At 66.9% G+C, this 19,255-nt stretch carries 17 protein-coding genes; 5 read left to right on the top strand and 12 right to left on the bottom strand.

Annotated features, from left to right (window positions below; all coding sequences use genetic code 11):
• The first annotated feature begins 6 nt into the window (after positions 1-6).
• A complete protein-coding gene (locus CR919_RS20635) occupies positions 7-1,263 on the top strand; it encodes a 6-phosphofructokinase (protein WP_099821615.1) in 1,257 nt (418 codons plus the stop codon).
• A gap of 95 nt (positions 1,264-1,358) precedes the next feature.
• On the opposite strand, the gene CR919_RS20640 is transcribed toward CR919_RS20635, so the two are convergent.
• The gene (locus CR919_RS20640; protein ID WP_099821616.1) at positions 1,359-1,862 is read right to left on the bottom strand and encodes a hypothetical protein; all 504 of its coding nucleotides are present in this window, start codon (positions 1,860-1,862) and stop codon (positions 1,359-1,361) included.
• Positions 1,863-2,168: 306 nt separating this feature from the next.
• Between CR919_RS20640 and CR919_RS20645 the strand changes: the two genes are divergently transcribed.
• The gene (locus tag CR919_RS20645; RefSeq protein ID WP_099821617.1) at positions 2,169-4,196 is read left to right on the top strand and encodes a sodium-translocating pyrophosphatase; all 2,028 of its coding nucleotides are present in this window, start codon (positions 2,169-2,171) and stop codon (positions 4,194-4,196) included.
• A gap of 132 nt (positions 4,197-4,328) precedes the next feature.
• On the opposite strand, the gene CR919_RS20650 is transcribed toward CR919_RS20645, so the two are convergent.
• The 5 genes from CR919_RS20650 to CR919_RS20670 are packed head-to-tail and all read right to left on the bottom strand — an operon-like array spanning position 4,329 to position 7,281.
• Positions 4,329-5,048, bottom strand: a complete 720-nt coding sequence (locus CR919_RS20650) for an energy transducer TonB (protein ID WP_099821618.1) — start codon at positions 5,046-5,048, stop codon at positions 4,329-4,331.
• The gene (gene exbD / locus CR919_RS20655; protein WP_099821619.1) at positions 5,045-5,470 is read right to left on the bottom strand and encodes a TonB system transport protein ExbD; all 426 of its coding nucleotides are present in this window, start codon (positions 5,468-5,470) and stop codon (positions 5,045-5,047) included. Before exbD ends, CR919_RS20650 begins: the two co-directional genes overlap by 4 nt.
• 9 nt (positions 5,471-5,479) lie before the next feature.
• Positions 5,480-6,208, bottom strand: a complete 729-nt coding sequence (gene exbB / locus CR919_RS20660) for a tonB-system energizer ExbB (RefSeq protein ID WP_099821620.1) — start codon at positions 6,206-6,208, stop codon at positions 5,480-5,482.
• Positions 6,195-6,662, bottom strand: a complete 468-nt coding sequence (locus CR919_RS20665) for a YbaN family protein (protein ID WP_099821621.1) — start codon at positions 6,660-6,662, stop codon at positions 6,195-6,197. The genes exbB and CR919_RS20665 overlap by 14 nt, the downstream gene beginning before the upstream one ends.
• A 31-nt stretch (positions 6,663-6,693) precedes the next feature.
• Positions 6,694-7,281, bottom strand: a complete 588-nt coding sequence (locus CR919_RS20670) for a biliverdin-producing heme oxygenase (protein ID WP_099821622.1) — start codon at positions 7,279-7,281, stop codon at positions 6,694-6,696.
• Positions 7,282-7,389: 108 nt separating this feature from the next.
• Here CR919_RS20670 and CR919_RS20675 point away from each other — a divergent pair, with 108 nt between their 5' ends.
• On the top strand, positions 7,390-7,647 hold the full coding sequence (locus CR919_RS20675) for a DUF2789 domain-containing protein (RefSeq protein WP_099785305.1): 258 nt from the start codon (positions 7,390-7,392) through the stop codon (positions 7,645-7,647).
• A gap of 117 nt (positions 7,648-7,764) precedes the next feature.
• Here CR919_RS20675 and CR919_RS20680 read toward each other — a convergent pair whose 3' ends face one another.
• The 4 genes from CR919_RS20680 to CR919_RS20695 all read right to left on the bottom strand — a co-directional run bounded on the left by CR919_RS20680 (position 7,765) and on the right by CR919_RS20695 (position 13,081).
• Positions 7,765-10,683 carry a TonB-dependent receptor gene (locus CR919_RS20680; protein WP_099821623.1) on the bottom strand — a complete coding sequence of 973 codons (2,919 nt, stop codon included), beginning with the start codon at positions 10,681-10,683 and terminating at the stop codon, positions 7,765-7,767.
• Between the two features lie 314 nt (positions 10,684-10,997).
• Positions 10,998-11,930 (bottom strand): FecR domain-containing protein, encoded by a 933-nt coding sequence (locus CR919_RS20685; protein ID WP_099821624.1) that lies wholly within the window; start codon positions 11,928-11,930, stop codon positions 10,998-11,000.
• Positions 11,931-12,034: 104 nt separating this feature from the next.
• On the bottom strand, positions 12,035-12,535 hold the full coding sequence (locus tag CR919_RS20690) for an RNA polymerase sigma factor (protein ID WP_099821625.1): 501 nt from the start codon (positions 12,533-12,535) through the stop codon (positions 12,035-12,037).
• Between the two features lie 72 nt (positions 12,536-12,607).
• Complete coding sequence (locus CR919_RS20695; protein WP_099821626.1) at positions 12,608-13,081, bottom strand: hypothetical protein; 474 nt, start codon at positions 13,079-13,081, stop codon at positions 12,608-12,610.
• A 182-nt stretch (positions 13,082-13,263) separates the two neighbouring features.
• Between CR919_RS20695 and ppa the strand changes: the two genes are divergently transcribed.
• On the top strand, positions 13,264-13,800 hold the full coding sequence (gene ppa / locus CR919_RS20700; protein WP_025874161.1) for an inorganic diphosphatase: 537 nt from the start codon (positions 13,264-13,266) through the stop codon (positions 13,798-13,800).
• 151 nt (positions 13,801-13,951) lie between these two features.
• Positions 13,952-15,073 (top strand): HDOD domain-containing protein, encoded by a 1,122-nt coding sequence (locus CR919_RS20705; RefSeq protein WP_099821627.1) that lies wholly within the window; start codon positions 13,952-13,954, stop codon positions 15,071-15,073.
• Between the two features lie 299 nt (positions 15,074-15,372).
• On the opposite strand, the gene CR919_RS20710 is transcribed toward CR919_RS20705, so the two are convergent.
• Both CR919_RS20710 and CR919_RS20715 read right to left on the bottom strand, forming a co-directional pair.
• A complete protein-coding gene (locus tag CR919_RS20710) occupies positions 15,373-18,261 on the bottom strand; it encodes a TonB-dependent receptor (protein ID WP_207761055.1) in 2,889 nt (962 codons plus the stop codon).
• Positions 18,262-18,310: 49 nt separating this feature from the next.
• Positions 18,311-19,210: a helix-turn-helix transcriptional regulator gene (locus tag CR919_RS20715; RefSeq protein ID WP_099821629.1), complete on the bottom strand. Its 900-nt coding sequence runs from the start codon at positions 19,208-19,210 to the stop codon at positions 18,311-18,313.
• Positions 19,211-19,255 lie beyond the last annotated feature (45 nt).

A 19,255-nucleotide genomic window follows, 5' to 3' on the forward strand; every position in this document is an offset into this window, starting at 1 on the left:
AGAAGCATGCGCAATGGCACCCTCCTTTACGCCCAGTCCGGCGGCGTCACCGCCGTCATCAACGCCACTGCCGCGGCGGTGATCGAACAGGCCCGCGCCAAGGGAATCAAGGTCCTGGCCGCGCGCAACGGCATTCTCGGCGCCCTGCGCGAGGAGCTGATCGACACCAGCAAGGAGAGTGCTGCGGCCATCCGCGCCCTGGCCCACACCCCCGGCGGCGCATTCGGCTCGTGCCGGGTCAAGCTGAAATCGCTGGAGGCCGACCGTGCCCGTTACGACCGCCTGCTGGAGGTCCTGCGCGCCCACGACGTGCGCTGGTTCCTCTACAACGGCGGCAACGACTCGGCAGATACCGCGCTGAAGGTGTCGCAGCTGGCGAAAAGCTCCGGCTACGACCTGACCTGCATCGGCGTGCCCAAGACCATCGACAACGACCTTGCGGTGACCGACACCTGCCCCGGCTTCGGCTCGGCGGCCAAGTACACGGCCGTGTCCGTGCGCGAAGCGGCGTTGGACGTGGCGGCCATGGCCGAGACCTCCACCCGCGTCTTCATCTACGAGGCGATGGGCCGCCACGCCGGCTGGCTGGCCGCGGCCGCCGGCCTGGCCGGCACCGGCGAGGACGATGCCCCGCACATCATCCTGCTGCCCGAGCGCGCCTATGACGAGGCGGCGTTCCTGGCCAAGGTCAAGGCCGTGGTCGCACGCGTGGGCTACTGCGTGGTGGTGGCGTCGGAAGGCATCGCCACCGCCGATGGCCGCTTCGTCGCCGACGCCGGCGGTGGCAAGGACTCCTTCGGCCATTCGCAGCTGGGCGGCGTGGCCGCGCACCTGGCCGGTCGGGTCAAGGACCAGCTGGGGCTGAAGGTGCACTGGGCCCTGCCCGACTACCTGCAGCGATCGGCCCGCCACCTGGCCAGCAGGACCGACTGGGAACAGGCCCAGGCGGTGGGCAAGGCCGCTGTGCAGCTGGCGCTGAAGGGCCAGAACGGGGTGATGCCGGTGATCGTGCGCAGCAGCGATGCGCCGTATCGCTGGAAGATCGAAGCCGCACCGCTGTCGAAGATCGCCAATCATGAGAAGAAGATGCCGGCCAGCTTCATCCGTCGCGATGGATTCGGCATCACGGCCAAGGCGCGTGCCTACCTGCAGCCGTTGATCAAGGGCGAAGCACCGTTGCCCTACGGTAGCGATGGCCTGCCGAAGTACGTGACGCTGAAGAACGTCGCGGTGAAGCAGAAGCTGCCAGCGTTCGAAGGCTGACCCACAAAGGGATTGATCACGGGGTTGCCGGCCAGCGGCCGGCACTCCCCGGGTCTCCCGTCCCGTAGATCCACGTCATGCGTGGATGCAAGGCCTCAGTTGCAGGCCTTGCCTTCCATCTGCAGTTGCGCGGCGAACATCGTCACCTGCGGGATCTTGCCGGCGGCGGCCTGCTTCTTGGCTTCTTCCAGATAGATGCGCGACTGGCCCTGCCCATCCAGCGCCTGCGCGTTGTTCACCGGCAGACGCCACACGCGCACCACCGCCTGCTGCGCCGGGCACGCCGCATTCGGCACACGGATCACGTCATTGAGCTTCCAGCCCTTGTCGGCGCTCGGCTGTGCCTTGGCGTAGTCGACAAAGCGGGCGCGTGGCTGGCACTGCTCGCTGGTGCGCACCGCCGAGAAACGATAGGGCTCTGCGGCCTGGCCGGTGAACGCGCCTTCCAGGCGCGCACAGGCTTCGGGAATCTGCCGCAGCGTATGCACTGCACCGACCGCCTGCGGTGCACCGACAGCGCGCTGCAGTTCGGGTGCTTCCGCCGCGAAGGCAGGCAGGGCCGGGGCCAGGACGGCAAGCATCAACAGGGACAGGCGCATGGGGATTCTCCGACAGGACTGCGCGCAGGCTTGCAGAGGTTGGCTTAACGGGGTGCAAAGGTGGTGATGTGGAGGACGGATATGGCGTCGGTGCAGGAACCGCTGCGCTCGCCGGGCACGGTCCGGCGCTACCATCCGGGCGCGGGTGCACGCATACTGCGGACACCAGGGAATGCTGAACACCGCCATACGTCGGACGACCACCAAGGTCGGTACGGGTTGGTTCCAGGCTGCAGCCCGTCGTCCCCCTCGTGGTGCAGTTCATCGCCACTGGATGCTTGTCCATCCATTCTGCGGAGGGGTCTAATGCTGGAACGTCACGGGCTGTCATTGGCGCTGGGCTGCGCCATTCTCGCGATCCTGTACGGAATCGTCTCGGCGCGCTGGATCCTGCGCCAACCCACCGGCAATGAACGCATGGTCGCCATCGCCACGGCCATCCAGGAAGGCGCGCGCGCCTACCTCAACCGCCAGTACCTGACCATCGGCATCGCCGGCGTGGTGCTGTTCGTGCTGGTCGGCATCTTCCTGAGCTGGTACACCGCGATCGGCTTCGCGGTCGGTGCGGTGCTGTCCGGTGCAGCGGGCTACATCGGCATGAATGTATCGGTGCGCGCCAACGTACGCACCGCAGAGGCCGCGCGCCGCGGCATCAGTGCGGCGATGGACGTTGCGTTCCGCGGCGGTGCGATCACCGGCATGCTGGTGGTCGGGCTGGGCCTGCTCGGCGTGGCGGGTTACTACGCGCTGCTGCTGCGCATGGGCCTGCCGATGGAACAGGCGCTGCATGCGCTGGTCGGCCTCGCCTTCGGCTCATCGCTGATCTCGATCTTCGCGCGCCTGGGCGGCGGCATCTTCACCAAGGGCGCCGATGTCGGTGCCGATCTGGTCGGCAAGGTCGAAGCGGGCATTCCCGAAGACGACCCGCGCAATCCGGCGGTGATTGCCGACAATGTCGGTGACAACGTGGGCGACTGCGCCGGCATGGCCGCCGATCTGTTTGAAACCTACGCGGTCACCGTGATCGCCACCATGCTGCTGGGCAGCCTGATGCTGGCCGAGGCCGGTGCCAATGCGGTGCTGTATCCGCTGGTGCTGGGCGGTGTTTCGATCATCGCTTCGATCATCGGCGCGCTGTTTGTGAAGGTGAAGCCCGGCGGCTCGATCATGGGCGCGCTGTACAAGGGCGTGATCGTCTCCGGCGTGCTGGCCGCGATCGCGTTCTATCCGATCACCACCGGACTGATGGCCGACAACGTGCATGGCCCTCTCGCCCTCTACGGCTGTGCATTGATCGGACTGGTGCTGACCGGCCTGATCGTGTGGATCACCGAGTACTACACCGGTACCCAGTACAAGCCGGTGCAACACGTGGCGCAGGCCTCGACCACCGGCCACGGCACCAACATCATCGCCGGCCTCGGCATCTCGATGAAGTCCACTGCGCTGCCGGTGATCGCCGTGTGCGCGGCGATCTGGGGCGCGCACGCGCTGGCCGGGTTGTACGGCATTGCCATCGCCGCCACTGCCATGCTGTCGATGGCGGGCATGATCGTCGCGCTCGATGCCTACGGGCCGATCACCGACAACGCCGGAGGTATCGCCGAGATGGCCGAACTGCCCTCGGAGATCCGCGACATCACCGATCCGCTGGATGCGGTGGGCAACACCACCAAGGCGGTGACCAAGGGCTATGCCATCGGCTCGGCGGCACTGGCCGCGCTGGTGTTGTTCGCCGACTACACGCACAACCTGCAGGCGGCCAATCCCGGCCAGGAGTTCCGCTTCGACCTCAGCGACCACACGGTGATCATCGGCCTGCTGATCGGTGGCCTGATTCCCTACCTGTTCGGCGCGATGGCGATGGAAGCGGTCGGTCGCGCGGCCGGCGCGGTGGTGGAGGAAGTGCGGCGGCAGTTCCGCGAGATCCCCGGCATCATGCAGGGCACCGCCAAGCCGCAGTACGACCGCGCAGTGGACATGCTGACCCGCTCTGCGATCCGCGAAATGATCGTGCCGTCGCTGCTGCCGGTGGCGGTGCCGGTGGTGGTCGGCCTGCTGCTGGGGCCACGCGCGCTGGGCGGACTGCTGATCGGCACGATCGTCACCGGGCTGTTCGTGGCCATTTCGATGACCACCGGCGGCGGCGCCTGGGACAACGCCAAGAAGTACATCGAGGATGGTCACTTCGGCGGCAAGGGCAGTGAGGCACACAAGGCGGCGGTGACCGGCGACACCGTGGGTGATCCGTACAAGGACACCGCCGGCCCGGCGATCAATCCGCTGATCAAGATCATCAACATCGTCGCGTTGCTGCTGGTGCCATTGCTGTAGATCCACGCCATGCGTGGATAACGGCGCCACTGGGGTCAGAGCCCTTTCCTGCGGAAAGGGATCCGCCCCCGATGCCGGTCAGCGGTGTTCGGGTAGATCCACGCCATGCGTGGATGGCAGCCCCGATGCCGATCAGCGCCCGCGCAGGAAGAACGACACCGGCACCATCACGTCCACCGGGTCGCCGGCCACTTCGGCCGGCGGCACCGGTACCGGGCTGGCGCGCAGCACGGTATCCAGCGTCTCCTGGTCGAGCAGTGCGAAGCCGCTGCTGCGGCCCAGCCGCACGCCGGACACGATCCCATCACGGGCCACCGCGAAACACACATGGGCCACGCCCTGCTGGCGCAGCCGTTCGGCCTGGCGCGGATAGCGCCGATGCTTCTGCAGATGCCCGAGCAGGCGCCCTTCCCAGCTTGCCTCCGCATGGCTGCGCTCACCGGCCGTGGTCTGCGGTGCGGTGTAGCGTGCGGCGGCATCGGCGGCGACCTGCGGCGGTGCGCTGGTCTGCGCGACATTGGCCTCGGCGGTATCCGGCGAAGGCATCGGCGAAGGCGTGCGCGGCGGCGGCAGCTCACCCTGTGGTTGCACGGGCGCCTTCGGTTGCTCACGCAGCGCCGGCTTCGGCGCCTGCCGCTGCTGTTGCTGCTGCAGTGGCCCGCTGGCGACCTCGCGGGGTGGCACCGGCGGCGACTGTGCCATCGGTGCCAGTTCCAGCATCAGCGCTGCGGGCGGTGCAGTGGCCGCCAGCGCCCGCGCACGTGCCGCCCACCAGCAGGCCGTGCCGATCAGCAGCGCATGTACCAGCAGCACGATCGCCAGGCTGGTCGCCCAGCGTCGCAGTCCTTTCATCGCGCACCCTGCTCCAGGCCAACCAGCGCCACCTTCAGATAGCCCGCGGCACGCAGCGCATCCAACGTCGCCATCAGTTCGCCGTAGGGCACGCGGGTATCGGCACGCAGGAACAGGCGCTGCGCGGTGTCACCGTGGGTTGCCGTCTGCAGTGCCGCGGCCAGCCCATCACGCGCTACCGCCTGCTCGCCGACGCGCAGTGACAGATCGGCCTGCACGGTCACGTACACCGGCGCCTGTTCCGACGGCGTGGCACTGGCACTGCTGGCCGGCAGCTGCACCGGCACCGACACGGTCGCCAGCGGTGCTGCCACCATGAAAATGATCAACAGCACCAGCATCACGTCAATGAACGGCGTGACGTTGATCTCGTGGGCTTCTTCCGGTGTGTCGTCGCGGTCGGACGCGGTCCTGATCGCCATCGTCGCGCCTCAGTGCACCGCGCGCAGCGACGTGGCTGCGGTGCGCGGCGCGGCGCGGTCGAGATCACGCGAGACCAGTTGCTGCACCGCCGCCGACAGATCGCCGAGCAGGCCGCGCAGGCCGGCCAGCACGCGGCTGAAGTGGTTGTAGACCAGTACTGCGGGAATCGCCGCGACCAGGCCGAGCGCGGTTGCCAGCAGCGCCTCGGCGATGCCCGGCGCAACCACCGCCAGATTGGTGGTGTTGCTGTGGGCGATGCCGATGAAACTGTTCATGATGCCCCACACCGTGCCGAACAGACCGACGAAGGGCGCCACCGCGCCGATGCTGGCGAGTACGCCGATGCCGCGCCGCTGCACGCGCGCGGCTTCCAGTTCGATGCGGTCCAGACGTGAGGCAACGCGCTCCCTGATGCCGTCGCGGCCATCCAGATCCCGCGACAGGTGCAGTTCGGTGCGTGCGGCGTCCAGCATTGCCAGCGCGGTGCCCTGTGGCAGGCTTGCGTCTTCGCTCTGCGCCGGCAGCTGTGCGGACTGCAGCAGCAGCGCGCGCGCCGCGCGCAGCTGCCGCGCCTGCCGGGCCAACTCCCAGCCCTTGGCCAACAACACGGTCCAGGTAGCCAGCGAGGCCACTGCCAGGGCGATCATCACCCCTTTCACCACCACGTGGGCGGCCAGGTACATGCCCCACGGGGTCAGTGCAGGGGCGGCCACGGGGGCCAGGTCAGCAGGCAGCATCGTCTCGGGTTCCATCAGAATCAGGGGACGCGGCACGGCGACGGGCCGTGCGCGGATCATGGGCGTCGTCCACTTCCACCAGTGGCGTGGGCTCCACCCGTGGTGCTGGTCGACTGAGCACATAGCCGGCGCTGACCGCGAAGAACAGGCCCACGCCCAGCAGCAGGCGCCAGGACGGGTGTGCGCCCCAGCAGAACATCGCGAACCCCACCGCCATGCCGGCGCTGGCGAACGCTTTGCCCTTGCGCGACACCGCGCCCTGCTCACGCCACAACCGCAACGACGGGCCGTAGCGCGGATGCGCCAGCAGGCGCTGCTCGAACTTCGGCGAGCTGCGCGCGAAGCACCCCACCGCCAGGATCAGGAAGATGGTGGTCGGCATTACCGGCAGCAACGCACCGATCACGCCGAGGCCGACCATCACCCAGCCCAGCGCGAACCAGAGCCAGCGCATCAACCCTGCGCCTGCGCGCGGTCGGCGTTCATCAGGCGAATTCCACTTCGACGTGGCCGTGCACGCTGCGGAACGCAGCATCGGCCGCATCGATCACCTGCTGCTCCTGCCCGGCACTCAGCGGTACCGCGTCCAGCGCCGCGGTGAACGCACGCCAGTGACGCGCGGCGCCATCCGGATGCGCGGCCAGGTGACGGGCGCCGAAGTCGCGGTCCAGGCCAAGCCTGGCCGCCATTTTGTACAGCACGGTGCCGCCCAGGTTGGAGCCTTCGGCCACGTACAGCCAGCCCAGCGCTGCGGGCAGCGCCAGGTGCAACGGCAATGCGGGGATGTCGGCGTCCGGCAGGGTCTGTTCAAGGTCCTGCAGGTCGCGTGCGACCTGTGTCAGCCGGCGGCGCTCTCCGAGATCAGGCAGCAGTGCGTCCAGCGCGGGGTTGCCATACAGCGCATCGATGCTGCGGTGAAAGCGGTACTGCACGCGCAGGAAGCGGGCGAAGTTACGGCGGTCGGCGAAGATGTCGCCGGCCATGATGCGCTTGTCCAGCGCGCCGTGGCTGTCGCGGGTGGCGGCCTTGAGCCGCACGCTGCGGCTGTCTTCGGGAGCGATGTGTGCGTTCATGGGGGAATGCCAGGAGGGTCGTCGTGCTGTAGACGTCTGCTGCGGGGCTTTCCCCAAGCCCGTGTGCGCCGATAATGGGCCATTCCCTTCTTCCACCCGGAGCCGACGATGATCACCACCGAACCGCGCATGACCAACCTGTTCCTGCAGCTGGGCCTGGATGCCAGCGCCGAGGGCATCGCCCGTTTCATCCGCGAGCACCAGCTGGCCACCGACGTTGAAGTGGTCGAGGCGCCCTACTGGAACGATGCCCAGCGCCAGTTCCTGAGCGAATCGCTGCAGGCCGATGCGGCGTGGACCACTGTGGTCGACGAACTGAACGAAGCGCTGCACGAAGAGGCGGTGAAGGCAGCGACCGGGCTGTAAGCATTCGCCGGGCATGGCCCGGCGCTACCGTTTCATCTGCGCGATCCGCCGGGCATGGCCCGGCGCTACCGGTTGTTCGGTAGATCCACGCCATGCGTGGATGGCCGACCCCGCCGATCAGTACTTCCAGGTCAACGCCAGGCGCGCGGTGCGGCCCGGTGCCGGCATCACGCCCAGGGCCAGCGGGTCCAGGTAGTAGCGGTCGGTGAGGTTGTCCACGCCCGCTTCCACCGACAACTGGTCGTTGAAGCTCCAGCTGCCGAACAGGTCGACCAGGGTGGTCGGCCGATACAGCTGCTGGATCGCCGACAGGCCTACGTTCCAGTCCTTGTCCAGCTTGCTGATCGGGCCCGCGTTGTGGACCACGCGGGTTCCAAACGTCAGCCGCTCGTCGAACAGGCGCGAGCCCAGGGTCAGGTTGACCATGTAGCGCGGCGGGTTCTGCGTGTTGGTGTACGAACCCTCGAAGCCACCGTCCACACAGTTGGGCGTATTGGCCAGTTCGTCATTCTTGCGCTGTGCGCCGTAGGCACGACGCTCGGCGGCGATGTCCGGCGCGCAGGTCTTGGCCTTGAAGTAGTAGTGCGCGGACAGGTCGGCGAACACCTTGCCGCTGTCATAGCTGGACTGGAACTCCATGCCCGACACCTTGAACTGGTCCACGTTGCGGATCAGGCCGGCCGACAGCGTGCGGTAGTCACGGGTGATCAGGTCGTCGATGCGGGTATCGAAGTACGCCAGCTTCAGCGCCAGGCGGTCGCCGGCAGTGAACAGGTCGTAGCGGATGGTGCTGGCGCCGATTTCCCAGCTGCGCGCACGCTCCGGCTTCAACTCGCCCACCGGCTTGGCGGCGGTGAACAGGCCCAGCGTGGTCTCGAACAGGCTCGGCAGCTTGGTGCCTTCGGCGTACTTCACGTAGACCATGGTGTCTTCGCTGAAGCGGTAGGCCACGCTGGCGGTCGGCGAGAACGCGGTGTCGCGACGGCGGATCGGCTGCGACCAGGTCCAGCTGACCGGCACTTCCAGATCCTGCGCCTTGCCGGCGTCGTAGAAGTTCCAGCCACCGATGTCGCCGACCGTGCCCTTCTTGTACGGCGAGGCCAGCAGCGATTCCTGGGTGAAATTGCCGTTCGCATCCGGGTACCAGTTCAGCAGCGCGATGCGCTTTGCGCGCCACGACGGCAGCTTGGGGTTGCCGTTGAGCAACTCGGTGTAGCGATACTGGCCCTGCACCTCGTACGCATCGGGCGTGGCCAGGCGGTTGCGGTCATGCACATCCACCCGGTTCCAGCGCCCCCCGGCCAACAGCTCCCAGTGTTCGTCCGGCTGCCACTTCAACGACGCCACGGCACTGTATTCCTTGCGCTCGGCATTGCGCAGGAAACGGTTGTTGACCAGATCGTCGTGCATGACCGGTCCCGAGCGCCCCGGGGCGATGTCTTCGTCACTGTAGGACAGGCCGTAGTCGAGCGTGAACGCGCCGGCACGGGTGTCGAACGTCGAGGTGTTGCTGGCATCCAGGCCGAAGCGCTTCTGCCGCAGCGGGTTGCGATAGGCATCCTTGTAGCCGGGGTCACCACTGAAGCTCGGCGCGTCGTACCACTCGGTGCGGCGGTCGAAGTACCACGGGGTGATGCCGGTCAGGCTGTTGTACATCACGCTGTCGGTGTCGGTGTACGAAGCATTGACGCGCAGATCGATCAGGTCGCTGTCCGGGTTGAAGCGGTAGCGCAGGCTGTAACTGTCCATGTCGACATGGCCCGGGTCCCACTGCGGGATGCGGTCACGGTCGACGCGGATGATCTGCGAGGCCATGATCTCGCCGGCGGTGCCTTCGTAGCGGCGATAGCCGGCTTCCAGCGTCTGCGCGTCGTCGATGCGCCAGGTGCCCTTGAGCAGCGCCGACTTCGAGCGTGCAGACGTATTGAACACTTCGGTACGCGGCGGATTCAGCGGCGCCAGCGTGCGCCGGGTCTGCGGGAAATCATCGTAGCCATGCTTGCCGGAGAAGTAGTTGCCGTTGTCGCGGTACGCGTAGGCAGCGACCAGATCGAAACGGTCCCAGTGACCTGCCGCAGCCACGTTGAAGAACTGGCTGCCGGTGGCGCTGCGATCGGTACGCGGCGTGGCACTGTAGGCCGGCAGGTTGTTGGCACTGGCGTTGGCCAGGCCGCCACGCACGCGCACGCCGACGTCGCGGCCCTCGCGCAGCACGTCGCCGATCTTCAGCGTCTCCATTTCGACCACGCCGCCGATGCCACCGGAGGCATTGGCCTGCAGGCTCGGGCCCTTGGTGATGGTCAGGCTGGAGATCAGGTCCGGGTCGAGATAGGTGCGCTGCGACTGCCCGGCATAGCCCCGATAGGTGTCCATGCTGGACTGGCCGCCATCGATGATCACCGGTACGCGGCCCTGGCCCTGGATGCCGCGGATGTTGACGTCGAAGCCGTTGCCCACGCGCGGATCTCCCGCAGTGACGCCGGCCACACCCTTGACGATGTCGCCGTTGGAGGTGCCGCGGAAGCGCTCCAGGTGCGTGCAGTTGAGCGTGGTGCTGGAACCGACACTGCGGTAGCTGTCGAGCAGGCGCGCTTCATCACTGGTGGCACCACTACCAACAACGTCGCCGGCCACGCTCAGCGTGTCGGTGACGATGACACCGCTGCCGGCCTGCACTGGCGGTGCCGCTTCCAGGGTGACCGCATCGGCGCTGACCCTGCGCATTGCCACGCCCGTGCCCTGCAGCAGGTGCTGCAGCGCCTCGCTGGCCGACAGGCTGCCACTGACCGCGCGCGAGGTTGCACCCTGCGCCAGCGATGCGGGATACACCACCTGTACGCCGGACTGGCGCATGTAGCTGCGCAACGCTTCGTCCAGGGGCTGCGCCGGAATGTCGAAGCGCTGCACGGCAGCGTGGTCGCCGCTGGCGCTCTGCGCCAGTACGGAGGGTGCGGCACTGGCAAGACCGGCAGCCAGCAATGCGATGCACAGTCGGGACGGGCGCAGCATGCGGCGCGGGCGGTGGGAGTCGAACATGGGGGAACCTGTCAGGTAATCGGTGCCGCGAACGCGGCGTCATCCACGGCGGACGTGGACACGGCGACGTACGTGGCGGCGGCGGGTACGTTCGCGGGGTAAGACGGATGGGCGCGCGGCAACCCCAAGAGGGATTTGCGGTCGCAGTGGGTGCCGACCGTTGGTCGGCTGGTTGCAGCGGTGGGTGCCGACCGTTGGTCGGCTGGTCGCAGCGGTGGGGGCCGACCGTTGGTCGGCTGGTCGCAGCGGTGGGTGCCGACCGTTGGTCGGCACACTGGGATGATTCGCGATGATCATCCACGCATGGCGTGGATCTACTGAACGATGGCGACGCCGAACGGAAGACGGGTGACCTGCAGCCCTGCAGTTGCGGCCAGCGCGTCCAGCGCCTGCTCCGGGCGATCGATGCGCAGCGCCGCGCTCACCGCCGGCAGCCGCGACAGATCGCCACGCACGAAGGTCGGGCCGGCGCGATAGCGCCCCACCCATCGCACGGCATCGGCGACGCTGGCCTGGTCCAGCAGCAGTTCGCCCTGCCGCCATGCGCCCACGCTGTCGGCCGGCACATCCTGCAGACGCATCACCCCGCTGTGTTCGCCATAGGCCGCACGCTGGCCCACCTGCAGGTATGTCCAGCCGCCGTCGGCCGGGCTGGCCACGCGCACCCTGCCCTGCCCGACCTGTGTCTCCACCCGGTCATCCCCGCGCGCGACGGTGAACGCGGTCGAGATGTCCTCGATCACGCCATTGCCCGCGTGCACGCTGAAGCGCCGCTGCGCATCCGGACTGACCTGGAACCAGGCACGCCCGCGCAGCAGCTCGATCTGGCGTGCGTCCGCATCGAAGCGCACGGCGATTGCACTGTCCGCATCCAATACGGCACGGCTGCCATCAGGCAGCTGCACGCTCTGCACGACATGCGTGCTGCGGTGATCGGCCTGCAGGCGCAACCAGGCTTCCGGCCATGCCACCAGCATCACCAGCGCGGCCGTGGCCGCCATTGCCCAGCGCAGGCGATTCGGCCTGCGCCGCTCGACGGGCGCAGCCTGCGGGCGTGGGCCCACACTGCGCCACAGCGCGCGCTCGTGCTCGAAGGCCCGACGGTGTCCCGGCTGTTGCAGCCAGCGCTCGAACTCGCGCATGCGCGCATCGCAGATATCACCGGATGCCAGCCACGCGATCCAGCCCTGGGCCTGTTCGGCCAGGGCATCGTCATTGGCGGCGGGCAGCATGTTCGGCGGGCTCATCGGCTGGCAGACAGGCGCATTCAAGCGCGGGCGGGGGAACTAGACCGCATCCACGGTCCAGTAATCAAGACGTTTCAGCGAAGCTCATCCCCAAGTCCGGTCGATCATCGACCGTTGCGCGCCCAGGCCAGGCGTTGCAGCGCGGTACGCACGTGGTTCTCGACGGTAGTCACCGACACGCCAAGGCGGCGCGCGATCTCGGCCTGGGTCAGGCCCTGCAGGCGATTGAGCCGGAAGATGGTGCGGGTCGGCTCCGGCAGGTGCCCCGCCGCGTCAAGCACGCGCTGCAGCTCGTCCTGTGCCATCACCTGTTCCTCGGTCGAAATCACCTCGTCCGGCCCCCACAGGTAGTGGTCGGCCAGCAGGCGGTTGCGCCGGGTCGATTCGCGGCCATGGTCCGTGGCCAGATTGGTGGCCAGCCGGAACAGGTAGGCGCGCGGGTTGTCGATGGCCTGGCTGTCGTCCACCCCGCGGGCCTTGAACCACACCGCCTGGATCACATCCTCGGCACCATTCTCGCCGCCGAGGATGCGCTGCACTCGGCGCAGCAGCGCAGGCCGCTCGCGAATCAGCAGTTCGGTGAGGGCGGCGACATTGGAGGACATGCGCGGAACCGGGACGACAGACGGAAGGCGCCGCGGATGCTACTCCGTTAATGCGAATCCGTCACGTTCTCATCAATGGATGCAGTCGGTCAGGGCGTCGTAGATGCTCTGCGCGGTGCCGGGCAGCGGGTCATGCAGCGGGTCGCGGGCGGCGAGTGCGGTGTGGAAGGCCTCCACCGGAGTACCCGGCTGCAGCGGCAGGCGGCACAGCCAGGTCGGCTGCCGGGCCACCACTGTGCCGTCGTTGCGGGAGACTTCCAGATCGCTGGCGGCAAACGCCCACAGGCACTCGCGAACGGTGCCGCGTACCGCATCCACCGAACAGCGCAGGCGCAGGGCATGGATATCGCTGTACTCGCCTTCGCAGAAGGTGTCGCCGCAGATCGCGTCGAAGCCATGCTGCAGGCGCCCCTCCAGGGCAAAGAAGCGGTCCCAGTTGGCTTCCTGGTGCGGGTAGTCGATCAGATCGACGTAGGGGAAGGCGTGGGCCGAAGGCGCGGCCAGCAACGCACAGAACAGGCCAAATGGCAGGGCGGACACGTTCATGCGGCAACTCCTCGGGAAGGTGCGTCCAGCCTGCCGGCCTGGCCGCGCCGCCCCCATCGGTGAACCCCGGCCGCCGGCGTGGGCCCCCGCCGCGCCGCGCCGTCAGCCGCCCACCCTGCACAGCGACCGGCAAAGGCATAAAATGGAGAGCTATCCGTCTACACCCCCACCTGGAGCACACCATGGGTCTGGAACTCGTCTCGCCCGGCAAGAACCCGCCGGAAGAAATCAACGTCATCATCGAGATCCCGAAGGATTCCGAGCCGGTGAAGTACGAAGTGGACAAGGAAACCGGTGCGATCTTCGTCGACCGCATCCTCTCCACCCCGATGCGCTACCCCTGCAACTACGGCTACGTGCCGAGCACCCTGTGCGGCGACGGCGATCCGGCCGACGTGCTGGTGGTGCTGCCGCTGCCGCTGGTCCCGGGTTCGGTGGTGCGCTGCCGTCCGGTCGGCGTGCTGAAGATGAGCGATGAGGCAGGCAGCGACGAGAAGATCCTGGCCGTGCCGGTCACCAAGGTGTTCGGCGGCTACGCCCACGTGGAAGACATCGAGCAGGTGTCCAGCCACTGGCTGGAGCGCATCGGTCACTTCTTCGAGCACTACAAGGACCTGGAGAAGGGCAAGTGGGTCAAGCTGGACGGTTGGGGCGGCGCGGCTGAGGCCAAGCAGATCCTGATCGAGGCGCACCAGCGCCACCTCGACAGCAAGGCCTGAGACTGAACAGCATTGCTCCGGCGCACGGCGTCGGAGCGATGCGGGTCACGTTTCATGACGGCGGCACATCACCTTTGCCGCCGTATTAGGTAAATTGCGTCACTTCACACGTCGTCGACATCGACCGTCGAGACAGCCAGGGGAATGTGTCGTGCGTATTCTGCTTGTTGGGGATACAGCCAGCCTGCCGGCTGAGCTGACCGAATTCATTGCCGATCTTGGGGAAGACTGGCAGCCGCTGACCGCCACCGATGGCCATACCGCGATGACCGCGGTCGCCACCCAGGGCGTGGACGCGGTGATCGTCTGCCCGCAGTTGCCCGATCTCAACGCAACCACGTTGCTGGGACAGATCCGCACCCTGCGCCCGGAGACCATCCGCATCGCACTGGTCGACGCGCAGCATGGCAACCGGCCGCCGCCGGCACGCCTGATCGGTGTCGCCCATCGCTTCCTGCCCTTGCCGTTGGCGCCGGAAGTGCTGCTGGAAGCATTGACCAGCCTGGAAGAGCTGCGCGACGTGCTGGACAGCCCGCGCCTGCGCGATGCCATCGGCCGCATCGAGAAGCTGCCCTCGCCGCCGCACCTGTACCTGAGCCTGACCCAGGCACTGGAACATGACGACGACGCCGACAGCGCCGACGTTGCCAAGCTGGTCGCCGCCGACCCGGCGATCGCGGCCAAGGTGCTGCAGCTTTCCAATTCGGCGTTCTTCAGCCAGGGCCGCACCATCGCCGACCTGCGCACGGCCGTGACCCGGCTGGGCCTGGCGACGCTGCGTGACCTGGTGCTGGCCAGCGAAGTGTTTTCCGCGCCGACCTTGTCCGGTGCCGAACGCAACTCGCTGCAGCAGCGCGCCTTGATGGCCTCGCGATTGGCCGCACGCCTGCTGCCCGACTCCAGCGCCGAACTCGGTGCCACCGCCGCACTGCTGGCCGACATCGGCCTGCTGCTGCCGGGCGTGCGCAACGAGCGCAGCGAAGCCGAGCCGGCCGACGACGATCGCCCCGGCCATGCCGAAGCCGGCGCCTATCTGCTGGGCCTGTGGGGCCTGCCGATGCCGATCATCGAGGCAGTGGCGTTCCATCTGCAGCCGCAGCGCGCCAACACCCGCAGCTTCTGGGTGACCGGCGCGGTGCACGTGGCGCTGGCGCTGGTCAACGGTGATCCGGTGGATGAAGAGTATCTGCAGCGCGCCGGTGTGCTGAACAAGCTGCCGCAGTGGCGCGAACACGCCAACAGCCTGATGGGGCTGGTGCCCAGCGACGCCTGAGGCGTAGCGGCAGGCAAGTAGGAATGGGACAAAAGGCAGGCCAGGAGGCCTGCCTTTTTCAGTTGTGCCGGAAGATCCATCCACGCATGGCGTGGATCTACTGGAAGTATCCGGAAGTTCGTCCGCGTGGCGTGGATCAGCCGTTGGTGAGCGGAGGTTCGTCCGCGCGCGGTGTCGGGCAGTCGCGGGTGACCGAAAGTTCGGCGCGCGGCGTGGGTATCCGCGTTGCCCGATCGCGCAAACAAGAAGGGCGGACCTTGCGGCCCGCCCTCCTCTTTCTGCTGTCACGCTTCGATCGATCAGAAGCGCTGGGTGTACTTCATGTAGTAGTAGCGACCGATGTCGAAGCCACCGTAGTACGAGAAGCTCGAGTTCGGCTGGCTGTACATGACCGGGCCTTCGTGATTGAACACGTTGTTGGCACCGACCGAGACCGTGGCCTGCCACGGCAGGGTGTAACGCACCTGCACATCGTGGAAGGTGTTCGAACCGACCTTGCGGGTCGGCTGACCCAGGGTGTAGGCCGAGTTGAAGTCAGGCAGGTTGCACTCGGTGTCGTAGGAGCACGGCTCCTTCATGCTCGAGTAGTAACGCACGGCCCAGTTGACGCCCAGGTTGCCCAGGCTCCAATCGACATTCAGGTTCGAACGGACGCGGAAGTTTGCACCCCAGTCGCCGGTTGCCCAGCTGGTGTGCTGCTCGACCGGAGTCTCGGCTTCGTTGTCGCGCTTGTACTCGAGGTAATCGACGTAGGTGGTCTTCCAGTCAACCACGATCTTGCCGAAGGAGAACTCCGGCAGGCGGTACTTGATGCCCAGGTCGTAACCTGCGGTTTCCTGGTAACCACCGTTGATCAGGGTACGGGTAACGTCGACCACCTGGTTGACGGTACGGCCTTCGGTACCGCGGCTGAAGCGGTCACACGCCGACGCCACGCCCAGCACGTAGCACTGGTTGAGGATCGAGGTCACCGACTCGGCGGCGATCACGTTGTTGATGCGGATCTTCCACCAGTCCAGGCTGACGTCCAGGCCCTGCACGAAGTTCGGGCTGTAGACCAGGCCAGCCGTCCAGGTCTTGGAGGTTTCCGGCTGCAGTTCCGGGTTGGAACCGGACTCGAAGGCGCTGTAGGACTGGGTGCCCGGGCCGGTCGACTGTGCGCCACCGGAGGTGATCTGGCGGAAGTTCGCCGGAACGCCACGTGCACCGCAAGCCGCGGCAACCGACGGGTTGCGCGAGGCCGAACCGAAGCTGCTGTCGCACGGATCGGTGTAGGCGTCGAAGGTCTGCGAGGTGCCGCCGTACATGTTGGCGATGTTCGGCGCGCGGAAGCCCGTCGAATAGGTCGCACGCACCAGCAGGTCGTCGATCGGCTTCCACTTCAGGCCGAACTTGCTGTTGATGGTGTCGCCGAAGGTATTGTAGTCCGAATAGCGACCGGCCATGTCGAGCGACAGTTCCTTGGCGAACGGCATGTCAGCCAGCACCGGCACGTTCAGTTCGACGTAGAACTCGTCGAGCTTGTAGCTGCCCTTGGTCGGTGCGCCGGCCAGGTCGGTGCTCAGGCCCGACTGCAGCAGTGCATCCGGGTTGTACTCGCCGCTTTCCTGACGGTGCTCGTAACCAGCAGCGATGGCCAGGTCACCGGCCGGCAGCGTGAACAGCGAACCGGAGATGTTGGCGCTGTAAGCCTTGGTGGTGTTGGTGTAGGTGTCGTGGCTCGGCAGGAACAGGTAGGCCTGCAGTGCCGGGTCAGCCAGCGAACCATTGCCGGTGGAGCCGTACGGTGCCAGCGGGTTCCACGGGGTGCAACCGGCGATCACCTTGCCCGGGGTGCCGCAACGGGCGACGTCGCCGTCCATGAAGGACGGGCCGACGGCGTTCTGCACATTCGGGATGAACAGGTTGCCGGTGCCGGTCTTGACGCCCTTGTTCTGGTTGTAGACGTAACCCACGTCCCAATCCCAGAACTTGTCAGCGAACTCGAACGAACCTTCCAGGCCGGCCGAGAAGCGGAAGGTTTCCTGCTCGGATTCGGTCTGGCGCGGGAACTCGGAGGTGCGACGGATGAATTCCGCGTCCTTGCCCAGCGGGTTGTAGATGCTGTCGGCCGACAGCGGGGTGCCGTAGACCTCGGACTGGTACGGGTAGCCGGCAATCTGCGAGGTCGCGGTGCGCTTGGTGTACAGCACGTTCGCGGTGGCGCGGATGTTGTCGGTCAGGTCGTAGTTGCCGTTGGCGAACACCGAGCGACGGGTCAGCTTGTTCTGCAGCCACATTTCACGGCTGGCATTGGTGTAATCACCGGTGCCGAACTCGCGGAAGTCGCCGATGCCGTTGCCGGCACCGGTATTGGCGCGGGTGTACCAGATGTCATCGTCGGCATCCTTCGGGGTGCCCATGTCATCGATCAGCACGCCCTGGTTGGATGCCGGCGACCAGCCATTGGCATCGTCGGCGGTCGGGTTCGGATGGAAGCGACCGTTCGGGTAGCGGCTGAAGGAGCGATCCTTGGCCTGGACCTCGTCTTCCTTGCTGTACTCGGCGCCGAAGGTGATCGAACCGCGCTCACCGGTCTGGCCGTAGACGAAGTTGTAGACCTGCTTCTGGCCGTCGCCCTGGCCGTACTGGCCACCGTAGACGCTGGCTTCCAGACCGTCGAAGTTCTTGCGGGTGATGATGTTGACCACGCCGGCGATGGCGTCGGAACCATAGATGGCCGATGCACCGTCGGTCAGCACTTCGATGCGTTCCACGACCGAGGTCGGGATCGAGGCCAGATCGGTGTAGCCGCCGGTGCTGGTGCCCATGCGCTTGCCGTCCAGCAGCACCAGGGTGCGCTCCGGGCCGAGGTTGCGCAGGTCGACGTACTGGCCGCCGACTTCTTCGCCCGAGCTCAGGGCATCGGCGCGGCTGATCGCCGGCGAACCGGTCGCCGACAGGTTCTGCACGATGTCGGCAACGCTGGTGAAGCCCTGCTTTTCAATGTCGGCGCGCTGCAGCGCGATCACCGGCTGCGCGGTTTCCATGCTCGCCTGGCGGATGCGCGAACCGGTGACCGAAATGCGGTCCAGGTCGGTCGTGCCGCCGGCAGCTGCGTCCTGCGCCGAAGCGAAGGACGGTGCCAAGGCAAGCGCAATGCCGGCCGGCAGCAAGCCGAGCCGCACTGCGGGAATACGAACGTTCATCAATCTCTCCAAGGTACGTGTTAGTAGCGTGTTAAAACGCCGTAGCACGTTACGATTGCGTTGCAGCGCTGTATTTGCGCGACACAACCGGAGACTTTGCGGAGTGTGGCGGAAGCTGCCCGTCGTTCTCGCGGAAGCGCGAAGCGGACTGCCCATAGCGGGCGCGGAAGGCGCGCGCGAAGCTGCAGCAGTTGTCGAAACCGCTGGCGGCAGCGACTTCGCCGACCATCATGTCGGTGTCGCGCAGCAGATCAGCCGCGCGCTCAAGGCGCAACCGTGCCGAAAGCGACTGCGGGCTTTCCTCGTACAGGCTCTGGAACGTCTTGGAGAGATACCAGCTGGAGAAGTTGGTCAGCTCGGCCAGTTCGCCGATGCGCACCACACGGTGGCTGTTGCCTTCCAGGTACAGGCGCGCGCGCTGCATGCGACCGAACACCTGGCGCTTGCGGCTGCGCGAGCGGCCCGGGCAACGCTGTACGTTGTCGGCCAGGCTGCGCTGCAGACCGGCCAGATGCAACAGCAACGGACGCAGCGCCTGCGCCGGCTGCCCGCTGGCGAGGGCGTCACGCCACAGGCGCAATGCCACGCGTGCATCGGCACGGTTCATCAGACCGCGGCCGGCATACAGGCCGCAGTCGGCCATCTCGGTCAGCACGCGCAGCGCTTCGACATTCAGGTTCATGCCGACGCACAAGCCGTTGCGTCCGGCCTGGACCAGCGGCCTGGACTCCTTCTCGAACGCGATCCACTCGCCCTGCCGGAGCCGGAACCGTCCTTCCTTGGCTTCCACCCATGAGGTGCCGCGCACCTGCATCCACACGCTGAAACTGGTGCCGGCGGTCTGCAGGCTGCCGAGGCGGGCAACGCCCATGCAGGTCGGCGCGATATCGTCGATCGCCTTGTCCAGGGATAGGGTTTGGCCACGATCAGCCAGCGAGAGTTGACGCATGAGGGCACCACGGATTTGCCAAGTACAGGCCTCCGTTTTGCCAAA

Source organism: Stenotrophomonas sp. LMG 10879 (assembly GCF_002750935.1).
Taxonomy (GTDB): Bacteria; Pseudomonadota; Gammaproteobacteria; order Xanthomonadales; family Xanthomonadaceae; genus Stenotrophomonas; species Stenotrophomonas lactitubi_B.